The sequence below is a fragment of the Nocardia asteroides genome, from assembly GCF_900637185.1.
Classification (GTDB): Bacteria; Actinomycetota; Actinomycetes; order Mycobacteriales; family Mycobacteriaceae; genus Nocardia; species Nocardia asteroides.
Genome location: NZ_LR134352.1, coordinates 1,322,120 through 1,334,524, shown reverse-complemented (window position 1 = coordinate 1,334,524; position 12,405 = coordinate 1,322,120). Strand labels below are relative to the sequence as shown.

The window sequence follows — 12,405 nt, the reverse complement described above, 5'->3', positions numbered from 1 at the left end:
CGCGCTATCCCGAGAGGTGGAAGTTGCCGGAGGTGCCGTAGATGGCCAGCGAGATCAGCAGCGTCACAGTGACGACCGCGACCAGCGAAGCCCGCACCGCGTTGCCGACCGCGACACCGACACCCACCGGTCCGCCCGCGGCGGTGAAACCGAAGTAGGTGTGGATCAGCATGACGGCCAACGCCATGACGATCGCCTGCGCGAACGACCAGAGGATGTCGCTCGGGATGAGGAACGTCGAGAAGTAGTGGTCGTAGACGCCGGCCGACTGCCCGTAGATCACCACGGTCGCGAAGCGGCTGGCGAGGAAGGAGGCGATCACCGCGAGCGCGTAGAGCGGCACGATGGCGATCAAGCCGGCCAGCACCCGGGTACCGACGAGGAACGGAACGGGCCGGATCGCCATCGATTCCAGCGCGTCGATCTCCTCGGCCACGCGCATGGCGCCGAGCTGGGCGGTCGCGCCCGCGCCGATGGTGGCGGCCAGGCCGATGCCGGAGATCACCGGGGCGGCGATGCGGACGTTGATGAAGGCGGCGAAGAAGCCGGTCAGTGCCTCGACGCCGATATTGCCGAGCGAGCTGTAACCCTGCACCGCGATGGTGCCACCCGCCATCAGGGTCAGGAAGCCGACGATCACGACGGTGCCGCCGATCACCGCCAACGCGCCACTGCCCATGCTGATCTCGGCGATGAGCCGGATGGTCTCGGTGCGGTAGTGCACCAGCGCGCGCGGCACCGAACCGAGCGCCTTGACGAAAAAGATCGCCTTGTCGCCCAGGGAGTCCACGGATTTCGACGCGCGTTCGAAACGGCGGACCGTGCGGGGGAACTTACTGCGAACAATGAATGCCATTTCGCCTCACCGCACCGTGAATTTCAGGCCGATCGCGGTGACGACGACATTCACCACGAACAGGGCCATGAAGGCGAATACCACTGTTTGGTTCACCGCGTCGCCGACACTCTTGGGGCCGCCTTTCACCTGCAATCCGAGATAACAGGCGACCATTCCGGCGATCAGCCCGAACAGGCCGGCCTTGATCTCGGAGATGATCAGCTCGGGCAGATTCGTCAGCAGCGGAATGCCGTTGACGAACGCGCCGGGGTTCACCCCCTGCAGGAAGACCGAGAAGGCGAAGCCACCCACGATGCCGACGGTGCACACCAGGCTGTTGAGCATCAGCGCCACGAACATCGAGGCCAGCACGCGGGGCACCACCAGCCGGCTGACCGGGTCGATGCCGAGTACCTTCATCGCGTCGATCTCTTCGCGGATGGTGCGCGCGCCCAGGTCGGCGCAGATCGCGGTGGCGCCCGCGCCCGCCACGATCAGCACCGTGACGATGGGACCGACCTGCGTGACGGCGCCGAACGCGGCCGCCGCCCCGCTGAGGTCGGCGGCGCCGATCTCGCGCAACAGGATGTTGAGGGTGAAGACCACCAGCACCGTGAACGGGATCGCCACCAACAGCGTCGGCACGATCGAGACGCGAGCGACGAACCACGACTGGTCGATGAACTCACGCCACTGGAACGGGCGCCGGACCGCGGCCTTGGCCACGTCCGCGCCGAGTTCGAAGAATCCGCCGACCGCCCGTAACGGGACAGCAAGGAGGTCGTTCACGCGAATTCCTCCTTCTTCGACGGGCGGATCGATCGACCCGCGTACCCGTACTTCACCGCCACCCCGTTCTGAAGACTGCCCAAAGACTAGAACATGTTCCTATTGATGTCTGGCGTTTGGAGGGACTTTTACCGGCACTTTTTCGAAAAATGTGCCGCCGAACTGAAACGAAACCTTACCGAAACGCCCGACACCTCCTGTGAGGCGTCACACACCCCGACGCTCATGTCTACCAACAGCTGGACCGGTGTTCAACACAACACGACAAACACGAGCGCCGGAGTTCGGCGCGGGCCACCATCTGGCAAACCGCGCCGCCGGAATCAGCCCAGATCGCGCAGCGCGCGAGCCGAGAACGTGTGGTCGGCGGGACGCTCGGAGAAGTAGCCGGACAGCGTCGCCGCGAGGTCGCCCTCGGACCACTCCGCGCCCGCGGCGTCGAAGCGCGCCTCGACCTCCGGAGCCGCCATCAGCGCGACCATCGGCCCGTAGACGACGAAGACCTGACCGTTCACCGCGTCGGCGGCGGGCGAGGCCAGGTAGGCGACGAGCTTGGCCACGTGTTCGGGCGCCAGCGGGTCGACGGTGCCCTCGGGCGCGTCAGAGAAGACGGCCTCGGTCATCGCGGTGCGCGCCCGCGGGCAGATCGCGTTCGAGCGCACGCCGAAGCGCGACAGGCCACGCGCGGCCGACAGCGTCAGCGCGGTGATACCCGCCTTCGCCGCACCGTAGTTCGCCTGGCCCTCCGGCCCGAGCAGCCCCGCCTCCGAGGAGGTGTTGACCAGCCGGCCGTACACCGGCTCGCCCGCGGCCTTGGAGGCCGAGCGCCAGTAGGCGCCCGCGTTGCGCGAGAGCAGGAAGTGACCGCGCAGATGCACCGCGATCACCGCGTCGAAGTCCTCGTCGGACATGTTGAACAGCATGCGGTCGCGGGTGATGCCCGCGTTGTTGACGACGATGTCGAGGCCGCCGAGGGATTCCTGGGCGGTCGCGATCAGCGCGTCGGCGGTGGAGCGCTCGGCGATGCTGCCACCGACGAACTCCGCCTTGCCGCCCAGCTCGCGGATCGCGGCGATGGTCTCGGCGGCGGCGTCCTCGGTGAGGTCGTTGACGACCACGGCCGCGCCCGCCGCGGCCAGCGCGAGTGCCTCGGCCCGGCCGAGACCCGCGCCCGCGCCGGTCACGATCGCGACCCGGCCGTCCAGTGAAGTCTGCATCACACTCATCGGGCCGACTTTAGAACGTGTTTCACTCTCCGGCAAGACCGGATCACGCCAACCTCAGCGCGGCCTTGGGACACTGCGCCACCGCTTCCTCGACATCGGCGACGCGATCGTCGGCCACATCGCCCTCGAGCACGTGCAGGTTGTCGTCGTCATCGAGTTCAAACATGTCAGGGGCGATTCCTACGCACACGCCGTTCGCTTCGCACCGGTCGAAATCGACGATGATCTTCATGAGAACTTCCTTCCACGCGGTCTCCGCGACACTAACCCAGACAGCATGGCCCGCGCGGCGGAACAGCTGCCGATTCACTGTCAATACTGGAACATGTTCCAGTTCGTATGCAATGATCGGTTTCGGCGGGGCCCATCCCCTGCGCCCCGCCGACGTCCGTTTCCGCAGCTGAGACCGAGGTAGGAACCATGCGCGTCGCGTATACGCCGCAGCAGGAAGAATTGCGCGCCGAGCTGCGCGAGTATTTCGCCCGGCTGATGACGCCGGAACGGCGCGCGGCGCTGAGCCTGCAGACCGGCGAGTACGGCGAGGGCAACGTCTACCGCGAGGTCGTGCGCCAGATGGGCAAGGACGGCTGGCTCACGCTGAGCTGGCCCAAGGAGTACGGCGGCCAGGACCGCACGACGATGGATCAGCTGATCTTCGTCGAGGAGGCCGCCATCGCCGGTGCGCCCGTCCCCTTCCTCACCCTGAATTCGGTCGCGCCGACGATCATGCAGTACGGCACCGAGGAGCAGAAGAAGTTCTTCCTGCCCAAGATCGCCTCGGGCGAACTGCACTTCTCCATCGGCTACTCCGAGCCCGGCGCCGGCACCGACCTGGCCTCGCTGCGCACCTCGGCCGTGCGCGACGGCGACGACTTCGTCATCAACGGCCAGAAGATGTGGACCAGCCTGATCGCCTACGCCGACTACATCTGGCTGGCGGTGCGCACCGACCCGACCGCGAAGAAGCACAAGGGCATCACGATGTTCATCGTGCCCACCGATGTCGAGGGCTTCTCCTGGACGCCGGTACACACGATGGCCGGGCCCGACACCAGCGCCACCTACTACCAGGACGTGCGGGTGCCCGCCTCGTCCATCGTGGGCCCGGAGAACGGCGGCTGGTCGCTGATCACCAACCAGCTCAACCACGAGCGCGTCGCGCTGACCTCCGCCGGGCCGCTGAGCCTGGCCGTCGGCCAGACCGTGGAATGGGCGCGCAACACCACCCTGCCCGACGGCTCACGCGTCATCGATCAGGAATGGGCCAAGCTCAACCTGGCGCGCGTGCACGCCAAGGTCGAATACCTCAAGCTGCTGAACTGGGAGATCGCCAGCCGTGCCGACCTGGGCGGCGAGGCGGCGCCGCGGCCGTGGGACGCCTCGGCGTGCAAGGTCTACGGCACCGAGCTGGCCACCGAGGCCTACCGCCTGCTGATGGAGGTCGTCGGCTCGCACGCCTACCTGCGCCAGGACTCCCCCGGCGCGGTGCTGCTCGGCAGGCTCGAGCGGATGCACCGGGCCGCGCTGATCCTCACCTTCGGCGGCGGCACCAACGAGGTGCAGCGCGACATCATCGCCATGACCGCCCTGCGCCAGCCCGCCGCGGCCCGCTGATCCCGAAAGCCGGTACCCATCATGGATTTCACTCCCACCGAAGCCCAGACCGATCTCGCCCGGCTGACCGCCGAGATCTGCGCCAAGCTGGTCACCGCCGACCGGGTGCGCGAACTGGACGTCAACGGCCGCTTCGACGAGCAGCTGTGGAAGTCGCTCGCCGAGACCGGCGTGCTCACCGCGGCCCTGCCGGACGCCCAGGGCGGCGGCGGTTTCGGGATGCTCGAGCAGACCGCGATCCTGCGCGAGCTCGGCCGTTCCGTGGCCGCGGTGCCCTACCTGTGGTCGATCGTCCTCGGCGCGGGCGCGCTGGCCCGCTTCGGCGACACCGCGCAGCAGGAACTCGCGGCGCGCGCCGGGGCAGGCGAGGTCGTGCTCACCGCCGCGCTCGCCGAGGAGAACCTCGCCACCACCGGCACGCCGGGCATCACCGCCACGGCGGCCGGCGACGCGTGGACGCTGACCGGCACCGCGACGACCGTTCCCTATGCCGATCGGGCCGAACGAATCCTGGTGCCCGCGCGCACCGCCGAGGGCGTCGCGGTCTTCGCGATCGATCCCGATCACGCCTCGGTGACCCGCTCCGCGCAGCAGGTCGTCGACCTCTCCCCCGAGTTCCTGGTCGAATTCGCGGCCACCCCGGGCGAATTGGTCGGCTCGGTGGCCGCGGGTGCCGAGATCCTCACCTGGCTGCGGGAACAGGCATGGCTCGGGCTCGCCGCCCTGCAGCTGGGCACCCTGGAGCGCGCACTCGAACTGACCGCCGAATACACCCGCACCCGCGAACAATTCGGCAAGGCCATCGGCTCGTTCCAGTCCGTCGCCCAGCGCCTGGCCGACGCCTACATCGACGTCCAGGGCCTGCGCCTGACCGTCACCCAGGCCGCCTGGCGCGTCGCCGAGGGCCTGCCCGCCACCGAGGCCATCCACATCGCCAAGTTCTGGGCGGCCGACGCGGGCCACCGCGTCGCCCACACCGTCGTCCACGTCCACGGCGGCATCGGTATCGACCGCGACCACATCGTCCACAACTACTTCACCGCCGCCAAGCACCACGAATTCGCCCTCGGCGCCGCCACCCCCCACCTCCTCGCCCTCGGCACGGAACTGGCGTAGACCTTGCGGGCTGCATGACAGCAAGGTAACTTGGCGTCATGCAGCCGGAACCGGTGATCGCGTCAAGTGCCTACAAGCACGGCATCGACTCCGGCGACATGGTGCACGCTTTCAATAATGCGCTCGCCGCGTTCGATCTCGATGACGGTTTCATCATGCTCATCGGACCGGCAATGGACGCGACGATGTTGGAAATCGGCTATGTGACCAGCACCGACTCCCACGTCATCATCCACGCGATGGAAGCCCGGCCGAAGTTTCTGAGGTGATGAACATGCCACGTACGACCAAAGACATCCTCGCCCATGCCGACGAGCTGGCGAAGCGATTCGAGAACTACGAGCCGCGGGTGGACGATCAGCGTGACCCCGCCGCGCTCGCCGCTTTGCGAGCGGCCGTGGTCGCAAGGGCCGAAGCGGAACGACAGGTCATCGACGGTGTCGCCGCCGCACGAGAGCGGGGCGTGCCGTGGTCGACCATCGGCGCCGAAGTCGGCACGTCCGGCGAGGCCGCTCGCCAGAAGTACGGCCCACTCCTCGCCTCCTGACGGGCTGCTCGCCGCACTGTCTACTCGGCGAGCCGGTTCGACAGATGTCGATGGCGCACGGCGAAGTCCGCCGACATCGCCGGCACTTCCGCCTGCCCATCGTCAGCCCCAGCCGACACGGGCTTATTCACGCAGGAGCCTTCCGCCAGCCGACGATTCAGCTCGGCACTCACACGAAGCACCTCGCGCGCGACTTCGCTGAACCGGCGCTCGCAACCGGCAGGTTCGCTGGGTCCGTCCATGTGCCCACGTTACGCGCCGCCAACTAGCGATCCGGCACCGAGGTCAGGTAGCCCTGGATGACCGGGGAGACGTCGGCGATGAGTTGGTCGGGGCGCATTTCGACGACCGGGGGTAGGCGCAGGATGTAGCGGCACAGGGCGATGCCGAGGAGTTGGGTGACCACGAGGCCGCCGCGGCGGGGGGCGTCGGCGGGGTCGCCGAAGCGCAGGACCGCGGGCAGGACCTGTTCGGCGAAGATCGCGCGGAAGCGATCGGCGACCTTGTCGTCGGTGATCGAGGACCGCAGCAGGATCAGCAGGACCGTGTTCTCGCGGCCCTCCCAGATCGCCAGGAACCGCCGGACCAGCAGCTCACCCATGGCTTCGGGCGGTGCGGCCGCGAGATCGGGCAGGTCCAGGTCGATCTGGACGGCCGCCGCGAAGAGCCCGTCCTTGCTGCCGAAATACCGCATGACCATGGACGGGTCGATTTCCGCGTCGGCGGCGATGGCGCGGATGGTCGCCTTGGCGTAGCCGTCGACGGCGAAGCGCGCCCGCGCGGCGTCGAGGATGACGGCCTTGGTGGCATCCGAGCGGCGAGCCGGGGTGTGCTGATCGGCGGAAGTCATGCCAACAAGTGTAGGCCAACAACTGTTGACATTCATCCACGGCCGGGTTTACCGTTATGCCTACAAGCGTTGGCAAACAAGCGTTGACCAGGAGTCGCAGATGTCCGCCACCCAGCTCCCCGCCACCACCTCCGTCGTCATCGTCGGCGCGGGCCCCGCCGGGCTCACCGCCGCGATCGTGCTCGCCGAAGCCGGCGTCGACCACGTCCTCATCGACCGGCTCGGCGAAGGCGCCAATACCTCGCGGGCCGCGGTGGTGCACGCCAGGACTCTCGAGGTGCTGGCCGAGCTCGGGATCGCCGACGAGCTGGTCGCCCGCGGCATCGAGGTGCCGACCTTCAAGGTGCACGACGGCGCGAAGACGTTGGCCACCATCGAATTCGGCGAGCTGCCCACGAAATTCCCGTACACGCTGATGATTCCGCAGGACGTCACCGAGCAGGTGCTGCTCGACCGGCTGCACCGCGCGGGCGGCAGCGTGCACCGGCCGCTCACGGTGACCCGTGTCGCCGACGAAAACGGCGGTGTCACGGTCGAATACACCGATAGCGACGATCAGCCCGGCACCATCGCCGCCGACTACGTGATCGGCGCCGACGGCATGCACAGCGTGGTGCGCGAGCAGGCAGGCATCGGCTTCACCGGCGACACCTACCCCGCGTCGTTCGTTCTCGCCGATGTCCGGATGAGCTGGCCGACCCCGCGCACCGAAGTGTCGCTGCATCTTTCGCCGGAGGGCGTCACCGTGGTCGCGCCGCTGCCGGACGCGGCGCAGGAGCGCTATCGCGTGGTCGCCACTGTGGACGACGCGAGGGAACACCCCACCCGCGCCGATATCCAGGCCATTCTCGACGCCCGCGGCCCGGCAGGAAACGTCCAGGTCGACGAGGTGCTGTGGAGCTCACGGTTCCGCGTGCACCACCGCGTCGCCGACCACTACCGCGCGGGCCGGGCGCTGCTCGCGGGCGACGCCGCGCACGTGCACAGCCCGGCGGGCGGACAGGGCATGAACACCGGCATCCAGGACGCCGCCATGCTGGCCGGACTGCTGGCGAAAGTGGTGGCGGGCGCGCCGGATTCGCTGCTCGACGAGTACGAGACGGTCCGCAGGCCGGTGGCGCTCGAGGTCGTCGCCTTCACCGACCGGATGACCAGGATGGCCACCCTCCAGTCGGCGCCCGCCCGGGTCGCGCGCAACACCGCGATGCGCCTGCTCACCGGCATCCCCGCGGTCCGCGGCAAGCTGGCCTACCAACTCGCCGAGCTCGCCAACCGCTGACACACGGACAGGGGCCCTTCCGGCGACATTGCCGGAAGGGCCCCTGCTGCTGTGGATATCTAAGCGGATCCCGCCTCGGCGTGCTCGTCGGCAGGCCGCTCGTCGGTCTGCGCCTTGGCCCACCGGTAGTCCGGCTTGCCCGCGGGCGAACGCTTGATCTCGTCGACGAACCACAGGCTGCGCGGCAGCTTGTACGACGCGATCTCCTGGGTGAGAACCGGCTTCAGCTCGGCCAGCGTCGGCCGGGATTCGCCGCGACACTGCACCACCGCGACGACCCGCTGGCCCCAGCGCTCGTCCTCGACCCCGACGACCAGCGCGTCGAAGATCTCCGGATGCGCCTTGAGCGCGCCCTCGACCTCTTCGGGGTAGATCTTCTCGCCACCGCTGTTGATGCTCACCGAACCACGGCCGAGCATGGTGACGGTGCCGTCCTCCTCGACGCGGGCGAAGTCGCCGGGGATCGCGTAGCGCTTCCCGTTGAACTCCTTGAACGTCGCGGCCGACTTGACCTCGTCCTTGTAGTAGCCGAGCGGGATGTGGCCGCTGCGCGCCAGCAGGCCGACGACGCCGGAACCCGGCTCGACCGGATTGCCTTCCTCGTCGAGCACCTGGGTGGCCGCGTCGATCTTCACCCGCGGGCCGCCGGTGTGGGTCTGGCCCTTGGCGATCGTCGCCAGGCCGCCGAAGCCGGTCTCCGAGGAGCCGATCGAGTCGGTGAGCAGGCGGTTGGGCAGCAGCTCCAGGAACTTGTCCTTGAGCGGCGGCGAGAACAGCGCCGCGCTGCTGGCCAGCACATACAGCGACGAAAGGTCGTAGGGCTCACCGGTTTCCGGGTTGCCCTCCTCCAGCGCGTCGAGCATCGGGCGGGCCATCGCGTCGCCGGTGATGAAGATCAGGTTGATCTTGTGCTTGTCGACGGCCTGCCAGACGCCGTGGCCGCTGAACTCGGGGATCATCACGGCCTTGCCGCCGCCGAACAGGCTGTGGAAGGTGGCCCACTGCGCGCCGCCGTGGATCATCGGCGGGATCGGGTACCGGACCATCTGCGGGTTGGCCGCGCCGACCTTGGCCAGCTCCCACTCGTCCTTGGTGTACTCGCCGGTGATGAAGTTGATGCCGGCGCCGAGTACGCGCCAGACATCCTCGTGCCGCCACATGACGCCCTTGGGCAGGCCCGTGGTGCCACCGGTGTAGAGCATGTAGATGTCGTCGGGCGAGCGCTCGCCGAAGTCACGCTCCCCGGAGGACGCCGCCAGCGCCGCCTCGTACTCGACCGTGCCGGGCGCGGTCGGGCCGTCGGTGCCGTCCTCGACGACGAGCACGGTCTGCAGCGCGGGCACCTTGGGCAGCACCGCCGCGACCTTGTCGGTGTAGCGGCGCTCATGGATCAGCGCCACCATGTCCGAGTTGTCGAAGATGTGCAGTAACTCGTTCTCGACGTAGCGGTAGTTGACGTTGATCATCACCGCCCGCGCCTTGAAGATCGCGACCATCGCTTCGACGGCCTCGACGGTGTTCCGGGAGTAGATTCCGACTTTGTCGCCGGGTTTCACACCCTGTTCCAGCAGGTAGTGGGCCAGTTTGTTGGCCCGCTCCTCCAGTTCGGCGTAGGTCGACTCGCGATGTTCGCCGACCAGCACGATCCGGTCGGGCATCAGGTCGACGGCGTGTTCGACGAGATCGGCTATGTTGTAGCTCACAGGAACAAAAATAGAACGTGTTACTGTTTCTGACAAGGTCGAACGTCAGGAGATATCCAAAATGGCCCACTGTCTGGTCGAGAAGCGAGACCACGTCCTCATCGTCACGATGAATCGGCCGGAGGCGCGCAACGCCCTGTCGGGCGAGATGATGGCGATCATGCGCGACGCCTGGGACCAGGTGGACAGCGATCCGGATATCCGCGTCGCGATCCTCACCGGTGCGGGTGGGGCCTTCTGCGCAGGGATGGATCTGAAGGCGATGAGCGCGCAGCATCCCGGCGACACCGCCTCCGCGGGCAGCTGGGATCCGGCCTACCTGCCCGCCCTGCTGAAGGGCCGGCGCCTGGCCAAGCCGCTGATCGCGGCGGTCGAGGGCCCGGCCATCGCGGGCGGCACCGAGATCCTGCAGGGCACCGACCTGCGCGTGGCCGGGGAAAGCGCCAAGTTCGGCGTCTCCGAGGCCCGCTGGGGCCTGTTCCCGCTCGGCGGTTCCGCGGTGCGGCTGGCCCGCCAGATCCCCTACACCGTGGCCGCCGATCTGCTGCTGACCGGCCGGCACATCACCGCCGCCGAGGCCAAGGAGATCGGCCTGATCGGCCACGTGGTCCCCGACGGCACCGCCCTCGACAAGGCCCTGGCACTGGCCGGCCAGATCGCCGACAACGGCCCGCTCGCCGTCCAGGCGATGCTGCGCACGCTGCGCGAGACCGAGGCGATGCCGGAGAACGAGGCGTTCCCCATCGAGGCGAAGATCGGCATCGAGGTGTTCCGGTCGGCCGACGCCAAGGAAGGTCCGCGCGCCTTCGCCGAGAAGCGCAAGCCGAACTTCACCGGGCAGTAGTCACCGCGGACAGGGCGCCGGCCGTCGGCCACGCGCCCTGTCCGGCCGGACGCTACGCGCCCGGGTAGTTCATGTAGAACGGCTCCCACTGGTGGCCGTCGGGGTCGAGGAAGGTGCGGCCGTGCATGCCCACCTGGGCCTCCTGGGCGCGCTTGTCCTCGTTGACCTGCTCGGTCGCGCCAGCCGCGACGGCCGCGTCGGTGAGCGCGTCGACTTCCTCCGCGCTGGCCAGCGAGAGCGCGTAGCCCGCGGCGGCGGTGTTGATCGTGTCGGCGATCGGGCGGGGGCTGAAGGTGGAGAAGAACGGCTTGGTCAGCAGCATCAGGCAGATGTTGTCGTCGATGACGATGCACGACGCGTTCTGATCGGTGAAATCCTCGTTGACCTTCCAGCCCAGCGCCTCGTAGAAGCTCTTGGAGCGGTCGAGGTCGGCGACGGGGAGGTTGATGAAGATCATCTTGCTGCTCATGGGTGTCAGCCTTTCGGGAGCGTCGTTGCGGTCTCGTTCATGTAGACGCGGCGAGGCCCGCCGATTCATCGGTCCGTTTTCACCTCTGTCGAGTGTCGGACCCCTGTGGCATCGTGGGAAACTATGAGCGACGCCACAGTCACCACCACCGGTCCCGACCCCGAGGTCCTGGCCGAATTCGAGACCCACCGGCGCGAATTGTGCGCGTACGCCTACCGCATGCTCGGTTCCTCGTTCGAGGCCGAGGACGCGGTGCAGGAGACCTTCACCCGCGCCTGGCGCTCCTACGATTCGTTCGAGGGCCGCGCGAGTCTGCGCTCGTGGCTGTACAAGATCGCCACCAATATCTGTCTGGACATGCTCGACCGGCCACAGAGCCGCGCCAGACCGATGGATCTGAACGGGCCCGGCAGGCCGGATTCGCCGCTGCCCGCCCCGCAGCCCGACTACGTGTGGATCGAACCCATCCCGAACGCGCTGGCCTTCGGCGCCGACCCGGCCGAGCACGCGTCCACCAAGGACACCCTGCGGCTGGCGTTCGTGGCCGCCTGTCAGCATCTGCCCGCCACCCAGCGCGCCATCCTGATCATGCGCGAGGTGCTGCGCTTCTCGGCGAGCGAGACCGCCGAGGCGCTGATGATGTCGCCCGCGTCGGTGAACAGCGCGTTGCAGCGGGCCAGGGCCACCATGTCCAAGGTGCAGCCCACCGTCACCGACGGTTTCGACGAATCCGATCCGGGACAGCGCAAGCTCGTCGACGATTTCGTGCAGGCCTTCGAGGCCTACGACATGGACGCGCTCACCACGCTGCTCAAAGCCGATGTGGCACTGTCGATGCCGCCCTTCGACCTGTGGATCTCCGGGCCGGAGAACGTGGCCGCGTTCATGCTCAGCACCGGCAGCGCCTGCCGCAATTCCCGCATGGTGCCGCTGGCGGGCGCGAACGGACTGCCCGCCTTCGGTCACTACAAGCCGAGCGAGGAGCCCGGTGTCTGGGTGCCGTGGTCGATCACGGTGCTGGAACTCGAGGGCGAGACCATCGCCGGCCTCAACTTCTTCCTCGACACCGAGAAGCTCTTCCCGCTGTTCGGCCTCGCGCCGGAGTGGCGCGAGGCCGTCTGAGCGGCACC

At 68.1% G+C, this 12,405-nt stretch carries 15 protein-coding genes; 7 read left to right on the top strand and 8 right to left on the bottom strand.

The window, feature by feature from the left end; all coding sequences use genetic code 11:
* Nucleotides 1-4 precede the first annotated feature (4 nt).
* The 4 genes from EL493_RS06405 to EL493_RS06390 form a co-directional block, all read right to left on the bottom strand.
* Nucleotides 5-856 (bottom strand): MlaE family ABC transporter permease, encoded by an 852-nt coding sequence (locus EL493_RS06405; RefSeq protein WP_022565834.1) that lies wholly within the window; start codon nucleotides 854-856, stop codon nucleotides 5-7.
* A 6-nt stretch (nucleotides 857-862) separates the two neighbouring features.
* A complete protein-coding gene (locus tag EL493_RS06400) occupies nucleotides 863-1,627 on the bottom strand; it encodes an MlaE family ABC transporter permease (RefSeq protein ID WP_019044782.1) in 765 nt (254 codons plus the stop codon).
* Nucleotides 1,628-1,950: 323 nt separating this feature from the next.
* On the bottom strand, nucleotides 1,951-2,853 hold the full coding sequence (locus EL493_RS06395) for a 3-oxoacyl-ACP reductase (protein ID WP_019044781.1): 903 nt from the start codon (nucleotides 2,851-2,853) through the stop codon (nucleotides 1,951-1,953).
* Between the two features lie 43 nt (nucleotides 2,854-2,896).
* The gene (locus tag EL493_RS06390) at nucleotides 2,897-3,085 is read right to left on the bottom strand and encodes a ferredoxin (RefSeq protein ID WP_019044780.1); all 189 of its coding nucleotides are present in this window, start codon (nucleotides 3,083-3,085) and stop codon (nucleotides 2,897-2,899) included.
* A gap of 188 nt (nucleotides 3,086-3,273) precedes the next feature.
* On the opposite strand from EL493_RS06390, the gene EL493_RS06385 reads away from it, so the two are divergent.
* Genes EL493_RS06385 through EL493_RS06370 form a run of 4 tightly spaced genes read left to right on the top strand, consistent with a single transcriptional unit; the run spans nucleotide 3,274 to nucleotide 6,130 of the window.
* The gene (locus EL493_RS06385) at nucleotides 3,274-4,467 is read left to right on the top strand and encodes an acyl-CoA dehydrogenase family protein (protein WP_019044779.1); all 1,194 of its coding nucleotides are present in this window, start codon (nucleotides 3,274-3,276) and stop codon (nucleotides 4,465-4,467) included.
* Nucleotides 4,468-4,488: 21 nt separating this feature from the next.
* Nucleotides 4,489-5,583 (top strand): acyl-CoA dehydrogenase family protein, encoded by a 1,095-nt coding sequence (locus EL493_RS06380; protein WP_019044778.1) that lies wholly within the window; start codon nucleotides 4,489-4,491, stop codon nucleotides 5,581-5,583.
* A 38-nt stretch (nucleotides 5,584-5,621) separates the two neighbouring features.
* Nucleotides 5,622-5,852 carry a hypothetical protein gene (locus EL493_RS06375; protein ID WP_019044777.1) on the top strand — a complete coding sequence of 77 codons (231 nt, stop codon included), beginning with the start codon at nucleotides 5,622-5,624 and terminating at the stop codon, nucleotides 5,850-5,852.
* Between the two features lie 5 nt (nucleotides 5,853-5,857).
* Nucleotides 5,858-6,130, top strand: coding sequence for a hypothetical protein (locus EL493_RS06370; RefSeq protein WP_030200649.1), 273 nt, complete (start codon nucleotides 5,858-5,860; stop codon nucleotides 6,128-6,130).
* 20 nt (nucleotides 6,131-6,150) lie between these two features.
* Here EL493_RS06370 and EL493_RS06365 read toward each other — a convergent pair whose 3' ends face one another.
* A complete protein-coding gene (locus tag EL493_RS06365) occupies nucleotides 6,151-6,372 on the bottom strand; it encodes a hypothetical protein (RefSeq protein WP_022565833.1) in 222 nt (73 codons plus the stop codon).
* Nucleotides 6,373-6,395: 23 nt separating this feature from the next.
* The gene (locus EL493_RS06360) at nucleotides 6,396-6,980 is read right to left on the bottom strand and encodes a TetR/AcrR family transcriptional regulator (RefSeq protein ID WP_019044774.1); all 585 of its coding nucleotides are present in this window, start codon (nucleotides 6,978-6,980) and stop codon (nucleotides 6,396-6,398) included.
* 100 nt (nucleotides 6,981-7,080) lie between these two features.
* Here EL493_RS06360 and EL493_RS06355 point away from each other — a divergent pair, with 100 nt between their 5' ends.
* Complete coding sequence (locus EL493_RS06355; RefSeq protein ID WP_019044773.1) at nucleotides 7,081-8,259, top strand: FAD-dependent oxidoreductase; 1,179 nt, start codon at nucleotides 7,081-7,083, stop codon at nucleotides 8,257-8,259.
* 59 nt (nucleotides 8,260-8,318) lie between these two features.
* On the opposite strand, the gene EL493_RS06350 is transcribed toward EL493_RS06355, so the two are convergent.
* Nucleotides 8,319-9,962, bottom strand: coding sequence for an acyl-CoA synthetase (locus EL493_RS06350; protein WP_019044772.1), 1,644 nt, complete (start codon nucleotides 9,960-9,962; stop codon nucleotides 8,319-8,321).
* A 61-nt stretch (nucleotides 9,963-10,023) separates the two neighbouring features.
* Here EL493_RS06350 and EL493_RS06345 point away from each other — a divergent pair, with 61 nt between their 5' ends.
* Nucleotides 10,024-10,806 (top strand): crotonase/enoyl-CoA hydratase family protein, encoded by a 783-nt coding sequence (locus EL493_RS06345; RefSeq protein WP_019044771.1) that lies wholly within the window; start codon nucleotides 10,024-10,026, stop codon nucleotides 10,804-10,806.
* Nucleotides 10,807-10,858: 52 nt separating this feature from the next.
* Here EL493_RS06345 and EL493_RS06340 read toward each other — a convergent pair whose 3' ends face one another.
* Complete coding sequence (locus tag EL493_RS06340) at nucleotides 10,859-11,275, bottom strand: VOC family protein (RefSeq protein ID WP_019044770.1); 417 nt, start codon at nucleotides 11,273-11,275, stop codon at nucleotides 10,859-10,861.
* 123 nt (nucleotides 11,276-11,398) lie between these two features.
* Between EL493_RS06340 and EL493_RS06335 the strand changes: the two genes are divergently transcribed.
* Nucleotides 11,399-12,397 (top strand): sigma-70 family RNA polymerase sigma factor, encoded by a 999-nt coding sequence (locus tag EL493_RS06335; protein ID WP_019044769.1) that lies wholly within the window; start codon nucleotides 11,399-11,401, stop codon nucleotides 12,395-12,397.
* Nucleotides 12,398-12,405 lie beyond the last annotated feature (8 nt).